At 76.3% G+C, this 15,434-nt stretch carries 17 protein-coding genes and 3 pseudogenes; 15 read left to right on the top strand and 5 right to left on the bottom strand.

Annotated features, from left to right (window positions below; genetic code table 11):
* Positions 1-3 precede the first annotated feature (3 nt).
* A complete protein-coding gene (gene cofC, locus JKP76_RS09785) occupies positions 4-666 on the bottom strand; it encodes a 2-phospho-L-lactate guanylyltransferase (RefSeq protein ID WP_200490674.1) in 663 nt (220 codons plus the stop codon).
* 111 nt (positions 667-777) lie between these two features.
* On the opposite strand from cofC, the gene JKP76_RS09790 reads away from it, so the two are divergent.
* From JKP76_RS09790 to JKP76_RS09800, 3 genes are read left to right on the top strand one after another with little or no spacing between them, the layout of a single operon-like run.
* On the top strand, positions 778-1,629 hold the full coding sequence (locus JKP76_RS09790) for a lysophospholipid acyltransferase family protein (protein WP_309229845.1): 852 nt from the start codon (positions 778-780) through the stop codon (positions 1,627-1,629).
* Complete coding sequence (locus JKP76_RS09795; RefSeq protein ID WP_200490675.1) at positions 1,626-2,621, top strand: NAD(P)H-dependent glycerol-3-phosphate dehydrogenase; 996 nt, start codon at positions 1,626-1,628, stop codon at positions 2,619-2,621. Before JKP76_RS09790 ends, JKP76_RS09795 begins: the two co-directional genes overlap by 4 nt.
* A complete protein-coding gene (locus tag JKP76_RS09800) occupies positions 2,618-3,754 on the top strand; it encodes a cystathionine gamma-lyase (RefSeq protein ID WP_200490676.1) in 1,137 nt (378 codons plus the stop codon). Before JKP76_RS09795 ends, JKP76_RS09800 begins: the two co-directional genes overlap by 4 nt.
* Here JKP76_RS09800 and JKP76_RS09805 read toward each other — a convergent pair.
* Positions 3,728-4,501: a CDP-alcohol phosphatidyltransferase family protein gene (locus JKP76_RS09805; RefSeq protein WP_200490677.1), complete on the bottom strand. Its 774-nt coding sequence runs from the start codon at positions 4,499-4,501 to the stop codon at positions 3,728-3,730. The two genes, JKP76_RS09800 and JKP76_RS09805, sit on opposite strands and share 27 nt — an antisense overlap.
* 76 nt (positions 4,502-4,577) lie before the next feature.
* Between JKP76_RS09805 and JKP76_RS09810 the strand changes: the two genes are divergently transcribed.
* Both JKP76_RS09810 and JKP76_RS09815 read left to right on the top strand, forming a co-directional pair.
* Positions 4,578-5,699, top strand: coding sequence for a D-alanine--D-alanine ligase family protein (locus JKP76_RS09810; protein ID WP_200490678.1), 1,122 nt, complete (start codon positions 4,578-4,580; stop codon positions 5,697-5,699).
* On the top strand, positions 5,696-6,370 hold the full coding sequence (locus tag JKP76_RS09815) for a hypothetical protein (protein ID WP_309229844.1): 675 nt from the start codon (positions 5,696-5,698) through the stop codon (positions 6,368-6,370). Before JKP76_RS09810 ends, JKP76_RS09815 begins: the two co-directional genes overlap by 4 nt.
* 5 nt (positions 6,371-6,375) lie before the next feature.
* Here JKP76_RS09815 and JKP76_RS09820 read toward each other — a convergent pair whose 3' ends face one another.
* Complete coding sequence (locus tag JKP76_RS09820) at positions 6,376-6,882, bottom strand: DUF3515 domain-containing protein (RefSeq protein WP_309232902.1); 507 nt, start codon at positions 6,880-6,882, stop codon at positions 6,376-6,378.
* 94 nt (positions 6,883-6,976) lie between these two features.
* Positions 6,977-7,210 (bottom strand): Lrp/AsnC ligand binding domain-containing protein, encoded by a 234-nt coding sequence (locus JKP76_RS09825; RefSeq protein WP_091980462.1) that lies wholly within the window; start codon positions 7,208-7,210, stop codon positions 6,977-6,979.
* Between the two features lie 92 nt (positions 7,211-7,302).
* Here JKP76_RS09825 and JKP76_RS09830 point away from each other — a divergent pair, with 92 nt between their 5' ends.
* The 3 genes from JKP76_RS09830 to JKP76_RS09840 are packed head-to-tail and all read left to right on the top strand — an operon-like array spanning position 7,303 to position 9,459.
* On the top strand, positions 7,303-8,337 hold the full coding sequence (locus tag JKP76_RS09830) for a thiamine-phosphate kinase (protein WP_200490679.1): 1,035 nt from the start codon (positions 7,303-7,305) through the stop codon (positions 8,335-8,337).
* Entirely contained in the window at positions 8,321-8,842 is a 522-nt protein-coding gene (locus JKP76_RS09835; RefSeq protein ID WP_200490680.1) for a GNAT family N-acetyltransferase, read from the top strand. Before JKP76_RS09830 ends, JKP76_RS09835 begins: the two co-directional genes overlap by 17 nt.
* Positions 8,830-9,459, top strand: a complete 630-nt coding sequence (locus tag JKP76_RS09840) for a cytidylate kinase-like family protein (protein WP_200490681.1) — start codon at positions 8,830-8,832, stop codon at positions 9,457-9,459. Before JKP76_RS09835 ends, JKP76_RS09840 begins: the two co-directional genes overlap by 13 nt.
* A 78-nt stretch (positions 9,460-9,537) precedes the next feature.
* Here JKP76_RS09840 and rpmB read toward each other — a convergent pair.
* Positions 9,538-9,730, bottom strand: a pseudogene (rpmB, locus tag JKP76_RS09845) (50S ribosomal protein L28).
* Between the two features lie 163 nt (positions 9,731-9,893).
* Between rpmB and JKP76_RS20775 the strand changes: the two are divergent.
* The 7 genes and pseudogenes from JKP76_RS20775 to JKP76_RS09870 all read left to right on the top strand — a co-directional run.
* A pseudogene (locus JKP76_RS20775) lies at positions 9,894-10,433 on the top strand (DAK2 domain-containing protein); the annotation flags it as partial.
* 232 nt (positions 10,434-10,665) lie between these two features.
* Positions 10,666-11,514 carry a hypothetical protein gene (locus tag JKP76_RS20780; RefSeq protein ID WP_242471250.1) on the top strand — a complete coding sequence of 283 codons (849 nt, stop codon included), beginning with the start codon at positions 10,666-10,668 and terminating at the stop codon, positions 11,512-11,514.
* A gap of 78 nt (positions 11,515-11,592) precedes the next feature.
* A pseudogene (locus JKP76_RS20785) lies at positions 11,593-12,498 on the top strand (ATP-dependent DNA helicase RecG); the annotation flags it as partial.
* A 178-nt stretch (positions 12,499-12,676) separates the two neighbouring features.
* Positions 12,677-13,723 carry a helicase-related protein gene (locus JKP76_RS23405; protein WP_309232903.1) on the top strand — a complete coding sequence of 349 codons (1,047 nt, stop codon included), beginning with the start codon at positions 12,677-12,679 and terminating at the stop codon, positions 13,721-13,723.
* Positions 13,720-14,274 carry a 16S rRNA (guanine(966)-N(2))-methyltransferase RsmD gene (gene rsmD, locus JKP76_RS09860; RefSeq protein ID WP_200490682.1) on the top strand — a complete coding sequence of 185 codons (555 nt, stop codon included), beginning with the start codon at positions 13,720-13,722 and terminating at the stop codon, positions 14,272-14,274. Before JKP76_RS23405 ends, rsmD begins: the two co-directional genes overlap by 4 nt.
* The gene (gene coaD, locus JKP76_RS09865; RefSeq protein ID WP_200490683.1) at positions 14,271-14,759 is read left to right on the top strand and encodes a pantetheine-phosphate adenylyltransferase; all 489 of its coding nucleotides are present in this window, start codon (positions 14,271-14,273) and stop codon (positions 14,757-14,759) included. Before rsmD ends, coaD begins: the two co-directional genes overlap by 4 nt.
* Positions 14,756-15,433 (top strand): hypothetical protein, encoded by a 678-nt coding sequence (locus JKP76_RS09870; protein WP_309229840.1) that lies wholly within the window; start codon positions 14,756-14,758, stop codon positions 15,431-15,433. Before coaD ends, JKP76_RS09870 begins: the two co-directional genes overlap by 4 nt.
* Position 15,434: the final 1 nt, after the last annotated feature.

Consider the following 15,434-nt stretch of genomic DNA (forward strand, 5'->3'; position numbering starts at 1 on the left):
TGGTCATCGTGCCGCACCCAGGTGGACGGCGAGAGTCGGCGAGGTGGCCAGCCAGTGCGTCGTCCGCGGGCCGACACCCAGCGCGACCGCGGCCCGCAGGTCGTCGAGGTCGTCCACGTCGCGGAGCAGGCCGGGCCAGTCGCCGGTGAGGGGGACCGCGCCGTCCTCCCGGTGCGCCCGCGCCGAGCCCTGGCCGAACCGCGGCCGCAGCGGCGTCCCGGTCGCGGTGAGCACCGTCGTCCCGGTGCCGTGCACGTCCGCGACGAAGCAGCGCGGCGCCGCTGCGGCGTCCAGCGCCGCGGCCAGCTCGGCGGGGCGCAGGGCCGGCAGGTCGGAGGAGAGCGCGGCGACGGCGTCACCGCCGGCCTCGCGCGCGCCGTGCTCGAGGGCGGGGTTGAGGCCGGCGTCCGGGGCGTCGGCGACGGTGCGGGCGCCGAGGGCGCCCACCAGCTCCGCGGCCGCCGGCTCGTCGGTGACGACGACGACCTCCGCGACGCGCGGGCAGGCCAGCGCTGCGGCCACGGTGTCGGCCAGCAGGGCCAGCACGAGCGCCTCATGCGCGGCGGCGGGCTCCGCGGCGTGGTCGGTCAGCGGCCGCAGCCGCGTCTTGGCCACGGCGAGCCGCTTCGCCGGGACGACGACCGACCAGGCAGGCACGGCGACCATGTGAACACACCCCCGCCAGGAGTCCACCGGCACCGCGGCGGACCCGGTGGCCCCACCCGAGTGGGGCAGGGTCGATCATGGGGCAGATCACAGCGACGGGGAGGCGGTCCGGTGGCGGAGGAGAGGTCCTGGGCGGACCCGGGCACGGCCGGGGCGCTCGCGCCCTCGGAGCCCGTCGCCCGTCGGCAGGAGCGGTGGCGGCCCGGCAGGTGGCGCACCCGCGGGCGGATCGGCTGGGCGTTCTGGCTGTGCATCGCCGTGGTGTTCCCGGCGTCGAAGCTGATGTTCCGGATCCGCTACCGGCACGGCGAGCGGCTGCCCCGGACCGGCCCGGTGCTGCTGGTGGCCAACCACGTCTCGGTGCTCGACCCGATCGCCTGCGCGCGCCTGGTGTTCGACCACGGCCGGATGCCGCACTTCCTGGCCAAGGAGTCGGTGTTCAAGGGGCTGGCCGGCACGATCCTGCGCTCGGCGGGGCAGATCCCGGTGGCCCGCTACTCCTCCGACGCGGTCGGCGCGCTCTCCGCGGCCCAGGCCGACCTGGCCGCCGGCAACCTGGTGGTCATCTACCCCGAGGGCTCGGTCACCCGGGACCCGGACTGGTGGCCGATGGAGTCGCGCACCGGCGCGGCGCGGCTGGCGCTCACCACCGACGCCGTGGTCGTGCCCGTCGCCCAGTGGGGCCCGCAGAACCTGCACGACTACCACGCCAAGAAGCTGCACCCGCGGCTGCGCACGCCCGCCGAGTACCTCGTCGGCGAGCCGATCGACCTCACCGAGGTGCGCGCCCAGGTGCGCGCCGGGCGCCCGCTCACCGCCGACCTGCTGAAGGAGACCACCGAGCTGATGATGGGCCGCGTCCGCGACCAGCTGGCCGAGCTGCGGGGGGAGCCGGCGCCCGCGTTGTTCCACCCGCGGCCGCGGCGCGAGCTCCCCGGTGACCTGCCCGGCGGCGCGGCGTGAGGCGCGCGGCGGTCCTCGGCGCGGGCTCTTGGGGGACGACGTTCGCCAAGGTCCTCGCCGACGCCGGGTGCGACGTCGCCCTGCACGCGCGCCGCCCCGAGCTCGTGCAGGCCATCACCGCCGGCGGCGAGAACCCCGACTACCTGCCGGGCATCCGGCTGCCGTCCGCGGTGCGGGCCACCACGGACGCCGCTGAGGCGCTGGCCGGAGCCGACGTCGTCGTCCTCGCGGTGCCCTCGCAGTCGCTGCGGGACAACCTCACCGCGTGGGCGCCCCTGCTGCCGGCCGACGCCACCCTGCTCAGCCTGATGAAGGGCATCGAGCTGGGGACGACGAAGCGGATGAGCCAGGTCATCTGCGAGGTGACCGGCGCCGGGCCGGACCGCGTGGCCGCCCTCTCCGGGCCCAACCTCGCCCGCGAGATCGCCGAGGAGCAGCCGGCCGCCACGGTCATCGCCTGCACCGACGGCGACCGTGCTGCGGCGCTGCAGGCGGCCTGCCACACCCCGTACTTCCGCCCGTACACGAACGCCGACCTGGTCGGCTGCGAGCTCGGCGGCGCGGTCAAGAACGTCATCGCGCTGGCCTGCGGCATCGCCGAGGGCCTGGGCTTCGGTGACAACACGCGGGCTTCGCTGATCACCCGGGGGCTGGCCGAGACCGCCCGCCTGGGGCTCGCGCTGGGCGCGGAGCTCACCACGTTCGCCGGCCTGGCCGGCCTCGGCGACCTGGTCGCCACCTGCAGCTCGCCGCTCTCCCGCAACCGCACGTTCGGGGAGAAGCTCGGCCGCGGGATGACCGTCGAGGAGGTGCAGCGCGACACCCGGCAGACCGCCGAGGGCGTGAAGAGCTGCCGCTCGGTGCTCGACCTGGCGCGCGCCCACGGCGTCGACGTCCCGATCACCGAGGCCGTCGTCCGGGTGTGCCACGAGGGCGAGTCGGCCGCGCGCATGGTCAAGGCGATCATGGCGCGGGAGGCGAAGCCGGAGTGAGGGACGACTCCTGGGGCGACGGCACGCGCTCGGTGCGCGCGGGGGAGCAGCCGGCCGTCCCGGGTGCGCCGCTGCGCCCCTCGCCGGTCTTCGCCGCCCCCTTCCACCTCGGCGACCTCCCGCCGCGGGCCGGTGGCGTCGACGCCTACGCCCGCACCGAGCAGCCGACGCTGCGCGACTTCGAGGCGGCCGTCGGGGAGCTCGACGGCGGCCGGTGCCTCTCCTTCGCCACGGGGATGGCCGCGCTCACCGCGGCGGTGCTGGCCTGCGCCGGCAGCGGCGACCGCGTCGTGCTCCCGTCGGATGGCTACTTCGCCACCCGCCTGCTGGGGGCGGAGGAGCTCACCCGCTTCGGCATCGAGGTCCTCCAGGTGGCCACCCCGGAGGTCGAGCGGTTCGCCGCCGACGGCGGGCTCGAGGGCGTCCGGATGGTGCTGCTGGAGACGCCGAGCAACCCGCAGCTCGATGTGTGCGACATCGCCGCGGTGGCGCGCGCCGCCCGGGCGGGCGGGACGCTGGTCGCCGTCGACAACACCACCGCGACCCCGCTGGGGCAGCGGCCCCTGGCACTGGGCGCGCACCTCACCGTCGGCAGCGACACCAAGGCGCTGACCGGGCACAGCGACGTCCTGCTCGGCCACGTCAGCACGACCGACGACGAGCTGCACGCCCGGCTCAAGGGGTTCCGCGACCGCACCGGCAGCACGCCGGGGCCGTTCGAGGCCTGGCTCGGGCACCGGTCGATGAGCACGCTGGACCTGCGGCTGGCGCGGCAGGCGCAGAACGCCGCCGCGGTGGCACAGCTGCTGGCCGCCTCCCCGGCGGTCACCGGGCTGCGGTGGCCGTGGCGGCCAGAAGACCCGTCGTTCGCGCTGGCGACGCGGCAGATGCTGCGGCCCAACGGGGTGCTCTCCTGCGAGCTCGCCGACGAGGAGGCCGTCGCCCGGCTGGTGGCCGCCAGCCGGCTGTGGGCGGCCGCGACCAGCTTCGGCGGCGTGCACAGCACGATCGACCGCCGGGCGCAGTGGGGCGGGGACGCCGTCGCGCCGGGGTTCGTGCGGCTGTCCTGCGGCATCGAGGACACCGCGGACCTCGTGGCCGACCTGTCAGTCGCCCTGGCTGCCCTGGACTGAGCGGGCCGCCCGCCGCACCCCGGCGCCGCGGGCGGTCAGCCAGAAGCTCAGGCCCCAGTAGTAGACGACGTAGGCCAGCGACGCCGCGACCGCCCAGGGGGCCGGGTCGGGCAGCTGCACGACCAGCACCGCGTAGGTGACGAGCCAGACGAGGGTGAACGCGAGCGTGACGCCCCGGAGGGCGCCCATCCGGGACGGGTAGAGGTACCGGATCGGGACGAAGACGAGCACCGCGAAGACGAGCAGCGAGATCGACGTGGCCAGCTCGCCGGTGTCGAGCACGATCACGTAGAAGGCCACGACGTTCCAGTAGCTGGGGAAGCCCAGGAAGAAGTGGTCGCTGGTCTTCGCGTCCACCCGGCAGAACTGGTAGCACGACGCCAGCAGCGGGACCGCCGCGACGACCCACCCGACCGCCCCCTCGGGCAGGTGGCCCGTGGTCCACAGCAGCACGACCGGGGCGAACACGTAGGTCAGGTAGTCGACGATGTTGTCGAGCAGGGCGCCGTCGAACCAGGGGATCGTCTCCTTGACCCGGAACCGGCGGGCCAGCATGCCGTCGGTGCCGTCGACGAACAGCGCCGCCAGGCCCAGCCACAGCGCCGCCTCGACGTCCCCCTCGAGGGCGGCCAGCACGATGAGCAGGCCCAGCACCGAGCCGCTGGCGGTGTAGACGTGCACCGCCGCACCGGCCAGCCGCTGCCGCCGCGAGAACGTCTCCGCCGGGGGAGCTGCCTGATCCTGCACGGGACGAGGCTGCCACACCGCGCGGTGCCCGGCGGGACGGCGCGGGCCCTGGGAACCGGCCGCTAGGGTCGGTGCGATGAACGGGCAGGCAGGCAAGGTGCGCGTCGCGGTCGTGTTCGGGGGCCGCAGCGCCGAGCACGCCATCTCCTGCGTGTCGGCGGGGAGCGTGATGGCCGCCCTCGACCCGGAGCGCTACGAGGTCGTGCCGGTCGGCATCGCCCGCGACGGGCGGTGGGTGCTGGCCGACCCCGACCAGCAGCTGGCGATCACCGACGGCGCGCTGCCCGAGGTGACCGGCGGGACGGCGGTCTCCCTGGTCGGCGACCCGGAGGGCCGCGGGCTGGCGGTGCTCGAGCCGGGCGCGGCCGTCGGCCGGGCGCTCACCGAGGTCGACGTCGTCTTCCCGGTGCTGCACGGCGCCTACGGCGAGGACGGCACGATCCAGGGCCTGCTGGAGATGACCGGGCTGCCCTACGTGGGCTCCGGGGTGTTCGCCAGCGCCGCCTCCATGGACAAGGAGTTCACCAAGAAGCTCCTCGCCGCCGCCGGGCTGCCGCAGGGCGACCACGTCGTCCTGCGCGACGCGCACGGCGCCCTCTGCGCCGACCCCGCCGTGCTCGACGAGGCCGCCCGCGAGCGGCTCGGCCTGCCGGTGTTCGTGAAGCCCGCCCGCGCCGGCTCCAGCATCGGCATCACCCGGGTCACGGACTGGGCGCAGTTCCCGGCCGCGGTCGCCGAGGCCGCCGCGCACGACGCGAAGGTGATCGTCGAGGCCGCCGTCCCCGGCCGGGAGATCGAGTGCGGCGTGCTCGCCGCGCGCGGCACCGGCCTGCCGGAGGCCAGCCTGCCGGCGGAGATCCGGCTGCGGGAGGGCGTGGCCTGGTACGACTTCGCCGCCAAGTACCTCGACGACGCCGCCGAGTTCGACATCCCGGCCGACCTGAGCCCGGCGCAGGTGGAGGCGGTGCAGGCGGCCGCCCGCCGGGCCTACCTGGCCCTGGACTGCGCGGGCCTGGCCCGGGTCGACTTCTTCCTCGGCACCGGCCCCGACGGCGCGGATCGGCTGGTCATCAACGAGGTCAACACGATGCCCGGGTTCACCCCGATCTCGATGTTCGCCCGGATGTGGGCGGCCACCGGCGTGGACTTCGCCGAGCTCGTCGACCGCCTCGTGTCCGGCGCCCTGGCCCGGCGGTGAACGCTGGGCGGCGGGCCGGCGCGCACCGGGCCGCCGTCCTGCTGGCGCTCGTCCTGGGCGCCGCACCCGGCTGCGCGCAGGGCAGCGGGGACGCGACCGCGGCGGACACCGCCGGCCCGGCCGGCGCGGCACCCGCCGAGGTGGGGGAGCTCGAGCCGCTGGTGGTCGACGCGGTGGCCTCCGGGCTGCCGCGGCTGCCCGACGACGCGATCACGCCGCCGGCCGGCGCCAAGAGCGTGGCGGACGTCGACGGCTACTCCGATGACCCGGCGCGCGAGCGCGCGGTGCTGGCCGGCTACGGCTACCGGTTCGGCTGGGAGCGCTTCTGGGGTTCCGGCACGGGGGAGGGGCCGCAGACCGGCGTCTTCGTGGACCGCTTCGAGCGGCCCGACGGCGCGCGGGCCTACGCCGAGGACCTCGCCCGCAACGAGGCGGAGCACTACGGCGGGCTGCTCAGCGAGGGTTCCCCGGACCTGCCCGCCGGCTGCTGGCGGCTGGTCGTCGACGAGGCCCGCCCCGAGCAGGGGCTCTCCGGCCCGGCCGCCTTCGCCTGGTGCACCCGCGGCAGCTTCAGCGTCTCGGTGACCGCGATCGCGGGCTCGCTCGACGCGGCGGGCGAGGAGGTCGGCGCGGTGGTCGCCGACCAGCTGGACCGGCTACCGGGCGCCTGAGCGGCTCACGCGCCGGGTTCGGGCTCCCGGTAGGGGAGAGCCCCGGCCAGCGCGGTGGTGAGCGCCGTGACGGGCGCGCTGTCGACGCTGGCCGGCAGGCGCACCGCGACGTAGACCGGCCGGTCCACGACCGTCCACACGGTGGTCTCCGGATCGCTGGTGTCGACGTACCACTGGACGCCGTTGATCTGGATCGCCGAGGCACCGACCACCCAGCCGTCGGGCCGGTCGACCCCGCACTCCAGGACCACCGGCGGCTCGCCCCAGGCGTAGACGAACGGCGAGTCCGAGTCGATCCGGCGCGACTGCTCCCCGGCCAGCTCCAGCGGCAGGGCGCCCATCAGCGCGGTGCAGGGCTCCTCGGCCTCCGGCGGCACCGGCGGGACGTCGAGCTGCAGCGTCGGCAGGTCGGCCCGCTGCGGCGCGGCCGTGCCGTCGATCTCGGCGGGGCCGCGCGGCTCGTCGTCCTCCGCGTCGTCCCCGAGGACGTTGACCAGCACCGCGAGCGCCACGACGACCGGCAGCAGGACTGCCAGCGCGATCAGCGCGACCCGCCGCAGCGGGTCGTCGGGGCGGTCGGGGACCGGCGGGTGCTCGGTCAGGGCGTCAGATGTTGACGACGGGGCAGGTCAGCGTGCGGGTGATGCCGTCGACCGACTGGACCCGCGCCACGACCAGGCGACCGAGCTCGTCGACGGTCTCGGCCTCGGCGCGCACGATCACGTCGTAGGGCCCGGTGACGTCCTCGGCGCGCGTGACCCCGGTGATCTCGCTGATCGTGGAGGCGACCTGGGCGGCCTTGCCGACCTCGGTCTGGATGAGGATGTAGGCGTGGACCACGGGAGATCCTTCCTCCGGCCACTCGGCCGATACGTCGTCCCCGCCGGGTGGCGGACAGGTCGGCAACCTACCGCAGTGACCGGAGGCACCTCGTGAGTCGGCCCCGCCCGCCCGTCCCCTCGCACCCCGCCGACACCGTCGGGGCGGTGGGCGAGTTCGGCGTCATCGCCCGCGTGGTCGCCCGCGCCGGGGTGGCCCGCCTCGCCGAGGTGGGCCCCGGTGACGACGCCGCCGTCGTCAGCGCGCCCGACGCCCGCGTGGTCGCGACCACCGACGTGCTGGTCGAGGGCCGGCACTTCCGCCGGGACTGGTCCTCGGGCGAGGACATCGGGCGCAAGGCGGCGGCGGCGAACCTGGCCGACGTCGCGGCGATGGGTGCGACGGCGACCGCGCTGCTCGTCGGCCTGGCCTGCCCCGCGGAGACGCCGACCGCCTGGCTGGAGGAGGTCGCGGCCGGCCTGGCCGCCGAGTGCGCGCCCCTGGGCGCCGCCGTCGTGGGGGGCGACACGGTCGCCTCCGCGCCCGGCAGCGGTGCCGTCGTGCTGTCGGTGACGGCGCTGGGCGACCTCGCCGGGCGATCACCGGTCCTGCGCTCCGGCGCCCGGGACGGCGACGTCGTCGCGCTGGCCGGCCGGCTGGGCTGGTCGGCGTGCGGGCTGGCCGTCCTCCGCCGCGGCTTCAGCAGCCCGCTGGCCGCCGTCGCGGCGCACCGCCGGCCGGCACCCCCCTACGCGGCCGGGCCGGTCGCGGCCGCCGCCGGGGCGACGGCCATGTGCGACGTGAGCGACGGGCTGCTCGCCGACACCGGCCACCTGGCGACGGCGAGCGGGGTGGTGCTCGACCTGGACCGCGCCGCGCTCGTCCAGGCGTGCCTGACGCCGGAGGGGCCGCTGCAGCAGGTGGGCGCGGCGCTCGGCGTGGACCCGCTGGTGTGGGTGCTCACCGGCGGCGAGGACCATGCCCTCGTGGCGACCTTCCCCGCGGGCACCCCGCTGCCCGAGCCCTGGCGGCCGATCGGCGCGGTGCGCGCCGCGGAGCGGGCCGGCGTGCTCGTGGACGGCCGGCCGGCCGAGGTCGTCGCGCGCGAGCTGGGGGCGGAGGGGACCGGGCATGCCCACTTCGGCTGAGCGGCTGCGGCCGCTGCCCTACGACCACCCGGTCGCCCAGCACCTCGTCGAGCGGGTGCAGCAGGAGTACGTCGTCCGCTACGGCGGGCGGGACGCCGCCGTGGTCGACCCGGCGGAGTTCACACCCCCGGCCGGGCTGTTCCTCGTCGCCGAGGTGGACGGCGTGCCCGCCGGCTGCGGCGCCTGGCGGGTCCTGCCCTCGGGCGAGGTGGAGATCAAGCGGGTCTACGTGGAGCCGGCCCACCGGCGGCGCGGCCTGGCGCAGCGGCTGATGGCCGCCCTCGAGGACAGCGCCGCCCGGGCCGGGCACCGCGCCGTCGTCCTCAACACCGGGCAGCAGCAACCGGAGGCGCTGGCGCTGTACGCGCGGCTGGGCTACCAGCCGGTACCGGGGTACGGGGTGTACGCATGTGCGCCGGACGCGGTGTTCCTGGGCAGGGAGCTCGCGCCGCGCGGGGGACCGGACGGCATCGAGGGTGGGAAGGGGATCTCATGGGCGTCGTGACGCTGTCGGCGGCCTACGGGGCGGGAGGCCCGGACATCGGGCCGGCCGTGGCCGAGCGCCTGGGGCTGCCGTTCCACGACCGGGTCATCCCGGTGAAGGTCGCGGGCCGGCTCGGGGTGCCGGTCGAGGAGGCCGAGGCCAACGACGAGACCGTGGTGACCGGGCTCTGGCGCATGGTCGCCAGCCTCGGGGCCATGCCGGACACCGTGGGCGGGGTCATGCCGGCGGCCGGGATCCCCGACGCGCGGGCGTTCCGGGAGCAGACCGAACGGGTGCTCACCGAGATCGCCGCCACCGGCGGCGGGGTGGTGCTCGGCCGGGCGGCGGCGCTGGTGCTGGCCGACCGGCCCGACGTGCTGCACGTGCGCCTGGGCGGGCGCCGCGAGCGGCGGCTGGCGGCGGCGGTGGCCCGGTACGGGCGGCCCGCCGAGGAGCTGCGCCGCGAGATGGACGCCAACGACCGGGCCCGCGAGGCCTACGTCCGGCACTTCTACCGGGCCGACGCGTCCTCGGCGCGGCACTACCACCTGGTGATCGACAGCACCGCCTTCGCGGTCGACGCAGTCGTGGACCTGGTCGTCGGCGCGGCCCGCAGCCGGGGGATCGGCGCGGTCTGAGGGCGCAGCACGACGAACCCCGGAGGCCGGTGGCCTCCGGGGTTCGACGCGGTGTTCAGGTGTCGTGCGGCGCCTGGATCAGGCGCGCACGACCTTGCCCGCGCGGATGCACGAGGTGCAGGCGTTGATGCGCCGGCGGTTGCCGGGGGCGATCAGCGCCCGCACGGACTGGATGTTCGGGTTCCAACGGCGCGGCGGTGCGGCGGTGCGAGTGAGACACCGACATACCGAAACCGGGGCCCTTGCCACACACATCGCACACGGCAGCCACGGCGGATCACTCCCAGAAAAGAATCGTTCACAGACGGCGGGGCAGACGCACCCGCAACAAGACCGGAGAGGAGTCTAGCCGCTCCCGGGACGACGTGCCGCCACCGCCCCGTCGCGAGCTCGCCGGGACCGGTCCTGTCGGCCGCCACGGGTACCCTCCGCCCGTGCTCGAGGCGCTGGACGAGGCCGCGGTCGGCAACTGGTGCCGCACCGCGGTCGAGGCGCTGTCCGAGGCCCGCGGCCGGCTCGACGAGCTCAACGTCTTCCCCGTCCCGGACGGCGACACCGGCACCAACCTGCTGCTCACCGCGCAGGCGGCGCTGGCGGCCCTCGAGAAGGAGGGCGCGCGCACCACCGAGCCCGCCTGGTCGGTGCTGGCCCGCGGCGCGGTCCTGGGCGCCCGCGGCAACTCCGGCACGATCCTCGCCCAGCTGATGCGCGGGCTGGCCGACCAGCTCGCCGGCCGGCCCGCCGCCGACGGCCCGGTGCTCGCCACCGCGCTGCAGAAGGCCGCCGAGACCGCCTACACCGCCGTGGCCGATCCGGAGGAGGGCACCTTCCTCAGCGTGGCCCGGGGTGCGGCCGAGTCGGCCGGGGACGCGGTCGACGCCGGTCGCACGTCGCTCGCCGACGTCGTCACCGCGGCCGCCGACGGCGCGCGGGTCGCGCTGGACCGCACCCCCGGCCAGCTGGCCGCGTTGCGCGAGGCGGGCGTGGTGGACGCCGGCGGTGCCGGGCTGTGCCTGGTGCTCGACGCGCTGGTCACCACCGTGACCGGCGTGGAGCCGGCCCGGCCCCCGCTGGCCCGCCGCGAGGCGGGGCACCGGCACCCCCACCGCACCGACTCCCGCGACCTCCCGCACCAGCCCCCGCCGGGGCCGGGAGGCGAGGTGCAGTTCCTGCTCGCCGACTCCGACGAGGCGGCGGTTGGCGCGCATGCACGCCCGGCTCGCCGAGCTCGGCGACAGCCTCGTCGTCGTCGGCGTGGACACCCCGACCGGCCGGGAGTGGAACGTGCACGTGCACGTCTCCGACATCGGCGCCGCGATCGAGGCCGGCATCGAGGCCGGCCGGCCCTACCGGGTCTCGGTCGAGCCGCTGGCCCCGCAGCCCGTGCCCGCACCGGTCGCCGGCACCCGGGCGCTGGTCGCCGTGGTCTCCAGCGACGGGCTGGCCGAGCTGTTCGGCGAGGCCGGCGTGCGCGTGGTCACCTGCGGCCCCGACGGCGTGACCGAGGACGACGTCCTCGACGAGATCCTGGCCTCGGCGGCGCACGAGGTCGCCGTGCTGCCCAACGACGCCGCGCTGCTCCCCGTGGCCGCGCGCGCCGCGGCCCGCGCCCGCGAGCTGGGCCGCGAGGTCGGCGTCGTCCCCACCCGCTCGCCGGTGCAGGGGCTGGCCGCCTGCGCCGTCGGCGACCCCGGCCGGCGGTTCGGCGACGACGTCATCGCGATGGCCGAGGCCGCCGCCGCGACCCGGTGGGCGGAGGTGACCGTCGCCGAGCAGGAGGCGCTCACCTCGGCCGGCCGGTGCGCGCCCGGTGACGTGCTGGGCTCCGCCGAGGGCGACGTCGTCGTCATCGGGCAGGAGCCGGCGGACGTCGCCTGCGACCTGCTCGACCGGCTGCTGTCGGCGGGCGGGGAGATGGCCACGCTGCTGGTCGGGCCGGACGAGGCGCTCGGCGACGCGGTCTGCGCCCACCTCTCGGCGCGGCACCCCACGATCGAGGTCGTCCGCTACGGCGGCGGGCCGGCCGCCATCCCGCTGCAGGTGGGCGTCGAGTGAGCCGGCTGGGGGGCTGACGTGGCCGTCACGATGCAGACGCCGCTGGCGCGGGTGCTGGGCCCGAAGACGGCCACGAGCATGAGCGAGCAGCTGGGCCTGGAGACCGTGCGCGACCTGCTCCGGCACTACCCGCGCCGTTACGCCCGCCGCGGCGAGCAGGCCGACCTCGCCGACGTCCAGGTGGGCGACCGGGTGACCGTGCTGGCCCAGGTCCGCAGCGTGACCACCCGGCCGATGCGCAACCGCCGCGGATCGCTCACCGAGGTGGTCGTGGGCGACGGGAGCAGCCGGATGAAGCTCGTGTTCTTCAACCACCGGCACGCCCAGCTCAAGCCGGACGCCTGGGGCATGTTCGCCGGCACGGTGGGGGAGTGGCGCGGCGAGAAGCAGTTCGCCCACCCCGACATGCACCTGCTCGACAGCGCCGACGACGACACCGACTGGGCGCGCGCGCTGGTCCCGATCTACCCGGCGAGCAAGGACGTCTCGAGCTGGGTGATCCAGAAGTCGCTCAAGCTCCTGCTGGGCGCCACCGGTGGCTTCGGCGAGCTGGTCGACGACCCGCTGCCCGAGGAGATCCGCGCCCGCCACGGGCTGCTCCCGCTCGCCGCCGCGCTGCTCGACATCCACCGGCCGACCACGATGGAGGACGTCGAGCGCGCGGCCTCCCGGCTGAAGTGGGACGAGGCGCTGGTCCTCCAGCTCACCCTCGCCGCCCGCCGCCGCGCCGCGGCCCTGGAGCCGGGCATCGCCCGGCCGCGCCGCGCCGGCGGGCTGCTCGACGCCGTCGACGCCGCCCTGCCCTTCGCGCTCACCGAGGGCCAGCGCGAGGTGGGGGAGGAGCTCGCCGCCGAGCTGGACCGCGACCAGCCGATGCACCGGCTGCTGCAGGGCGAGGTCGGCTCCGGCAAGACGGTGGTCGCGCTGCGGGCCATGGCCCAGGTGGTCGACGCCGGTGGCCAGGCGGCGCTGCTCGCGCCCACCGAGGTGCTCGCCGCCCAGCACGCCCGCGGCATCCGCCAGCTGCTGGGCCCGCTCGGCCGCGCCGGCGAGCTCGACGGCGACCCCGCCGGCACCCGGGTCACCCTGCTCACCGGCTCGCTCAAGGCGGCGGCCAAGCGGCAGGCCCTGGCCGAGGTGGCCCGACGGCAGCGCGGGCATCGTGATCGGCACGCACGCGCTGCTCCAGCAGGGCGTGGACTTCGCCGACCTGGGCCTGGTCGTCGTCGACGAGCAGCACCGCTTCGGCGTCGAGCAGCGCGACGCCCTGCGCGCGAAGGGCACCCGCCCGCCGCACGTGCTGGTCATGACCGCCACGCCGATCCCGCGCACCGTCGCCATGACCGTCTACGGCGACCTGGAGACCTCCACGCTGCGCCAGCTGCCGAGCGGCCGCGGCGGCGTCTCCAGCTCGGTGGTGCCGGCGGTCGAGAAGCCCGGCTGGGTGGATCGCGCCTGGGCCCGGCTGCGCGAGGAGGTCGCCGCCGGTCGCCAGGCCTACGTCGTCTGCCCGCGGATCGGCGACCTGCCCGGCGACGAGCCCGAGGACGCCGACGGCGCCCCGCCGGAGGAGGACGGCCCGCGCAGCGACCGCCGCCCCCCGCTGGCGGTGCTCGACGTCGCCGAGCTGCTCCGGTCCGGCCCGCTGGCCGGGCTGCGGCTCGACGTCCTGCACGGCCGGATGACCCCCGAGGAGAAGGACGCCGCGATGCGCGCCTTCGCCGCCGGGGAGACCGAGGTGCTCGTGGCCACCACGGTGGTGGAGGTGGGCGTCGACGTGCCCAACGCCACCGTGATGGTGGTGATGGACGCCGACCGGTTCGGCGTCAGCCAGCTGCACCAGCTGCGCGGCCGGGTCGCCCGCGGGAAGCACGCGGGGCTGTGCCTGCTGGTCACCGACGCGCCGACGTCGTCCCCGACCGGGCAGCGGCTGGCCGCGGTCGCCGCGACGTCCGACGGCTTCGAGCTGGCCCGGCTGGACCTCGAGACCCGCCGCGAGGGCGACGTGCTCGGCGCCGCGCAGTCGGGCACCCGCTCGGGCATCCGGCTGCTGTCGCTGCTGGAGGACGAGGAGCTCATCGCCACCGCCCGCGCCGAGGCGACCGCGCTGCTCGCCACCGACCGCGGCCTGGCCGACCACCCCGGCCTCGCCGCCGAGGTGGCGGCGCTGGCCTCCGACGACCGCGCCGACTGGCTGGAGAAGGCATGACACGGGTGATCGCCGGGCACGCGCGGGGACGGCGGCTGGCCGTTCCGCGCACGGGCGTGCGGCCGACCGGCGACAAGGCACGGGGCGCGCTGTTCAACAGCGTGGGCTCGCTGCTGGACCTCGAGGGCGCCGCCGTCCTCGACCTGTACGCCGGCTCCGGCGCCCTGGGTCTGGAGGCGCTCAGCCGCGGCGCCCGGTCGGTGCTGTTCGTCGAGTCGGGAGCCGGGGTGCTGCCGGTCCTGCGGGCCAACCTCGACGCCGTCGGGCTGCCCGGCGGGCGGGTGCAGGCCGGCTCGGTGACCACCGTCGTCGCCGGCACCGCGCCCGAGCCCTTCGACCTGGTGCTCGCCGACCCGCCCTACGCGACGCCGGTCGAGGAGGTCCTCACCGTCCTCACCTCCCTCGTCGGGAACGGCTGGCTGGCCCCCGACGCGGTGGTCGTCGTGGAGCGCGGCCGGCGCGACGACCCCTGGGAGTGGCCGACACCGCTGACCGGACTGCGCGATCGGCGCTACGGGGAGGCCGTGCTCCGGTACGGTCGGCTGTCGTGAGACGCGCCGTGTGCCCTGGTTCGTTCGACCCGGTCACCAATGGCCACGTCGACGTCATCAACCGCGCCTCGGCGCTGTACGACGAGCTGGTCGTGGCCGTGCTCGTCAACCCCGGCAAGGCCGGGTTCTTCCCGGTCGAGGAGCGCATCGAGCTGCTCCGCGAGTCCGTCGCCCACCTGTCCAACGTGCGCGTGGACAGCTTCCAGGGCCTGCTCGTGGACTACTGCGGCGCCCACGACATCCCGGTGATCGTCAAGGGGCTGCGCGCCGTCAGCGACTTCGAGTACGAGCTGCAGATGGCCCAGATGAACCGCGAGCTCGCCTCGATCGAGACGCTGTTCGTCCCGACCGCCCCGCAGGTCGGCCACCTCTCCTCGAGCCTGGTGAAGCAGATCGCCACCTTCGGTGGCGACGTCTCGCGGCTGGTCCCGGCCGTCGTCGACGCCCGGCTGCGCGCCCGCGCGGCGGAGGAGAAGGCGCCGTGACCCGCCCCGGGCGGATGAACACCACCGAGGTCGTCTACCGGCTCTACGAGACCGTGGACGAGCTCACCACCGTCATCGAGAACGCCCGCAGCGTGCCGATGTCGAGCTCCTGCATGGTGCCCCGCGACCACGTCCTGGACCTGCTCGACGACCTGCGGGAGTCCCTCCCCGAGGACGTGCAGGCCGCCGGCGCCATCGTCGAGCAGCGCACCGAGATCCTCCAGCAGGCGCAGGCCGAGGCCGAGCGGCTCACCACCCACACGCGGGACGAGGCCGAGCGGCTGCTCGAGGCCGGCCGCCGCCAGCGCGACGAGCTGCTCGCCACCGCCCGCCGGCAGCGCGACGAGCTCATCAGCCAGGCGCAGCTCGACGTCGAGCAGCTGATCGTGGACGCCGAGGCCGAGGCCGAGGTGCTGGTCGCCGACGGCCGCCGCCGGCGCGAGTCGATGATCGCCGAGGCGCAGGCCGAGCACGAGCGGCTCCTCACCGAGACCGAGGTCTACCGCACCGCGGTCGACCGCGCCGACGCCCTCGGCGAGCAGGCGCACGCCGAGGCGGCCCGCATGCGGGCGGAGGTCGACGAGTACGTCGACACCCGGCTCGCCGACTTCGGGACGACGCTGGAGCGGATGCTGCGGTCGGTCGAGAAGGCCCGCACCACCCTGCGCGAGTAGC

The organism is Blastococcus sp. TML/C7B (assembly GCF_016612845.1).
Taxonomy (GTDB): domain Bacteria; phylum Actinomycetota; class Actinomycetes; order Mycobacteriales; family Geodermatophilaceae; genus Blastococcus.